This window comes from Vibrio sp. 1069 (assembly GCF_033340555.1).
Window position 1 is genome coordinate 1 of record NZ_JAWOWP010000737.1, and the last position, 564, is coordinate 564.

At 48.9% G+C, this 564-nt stretch carries 1 protein-coding gene; it reads left to right on the forward strand.

Features of this window, described 5'->3' with window-relative positions:
* On the forward strand, window positions 1-561 hold a 561-nt coding region (locus tag R7040_RS28765; RefSeq protein ID WP_411978231.1), incomplete at its 5' end, for an NAD(P)/FAD-dependent oxidoreductase.
* Between the last annotated feature and the right edge of the window lie 3 nt (window positions 562-564).

Sequence of the window (564 nt, forward strand, 5' to 3'; positions counted from 1 at the left end):
TGTTCGTTTGGTGTGGTGGGTGAGCCTGAGTTTTTCGAGCAATACCCAGAAGATAAGCTTGCAGCTTTGCAGCAGTTGGCTAATGAAGAGCCGGGTTTGGCGTCTTTATTGCGAAACGCGAAGTACCCAAATCCTGCAGGAGAGTTGGGTGGCTATTCAGCGAACGTCAAACGCTTAGCCACAGAACACTACGCGCTGCTTGGTAACGCGGGCGAATTTTTGGATCCGGTATTCTCATCGGGTGTCACTATCGCGATGAAGTCGGCTCAATTTGCTGCTGATTGCGTTGTGCGTCAATTGAACGGCGAAGTGGTTGATTGGCAAGAAGAGTACTCAGAACGCTTGATGGTTGGTGTCAACACGTTCCGCACTTATGTGGAAGGATGGTACAACGGCACGCTTCAAGACGTGATTTTCTACCAAGCTCCAAATCCACGCATTAAACAGATGATCAGTGCAATATTGGCTGGTTACGCGTGGGATACCGAGAACCCATACGTCAAGCAAAGTGAACAACGCTTGTCAACGCTGGCTGAGTTAGTACGTGGCGAAGGTTTTTAAATT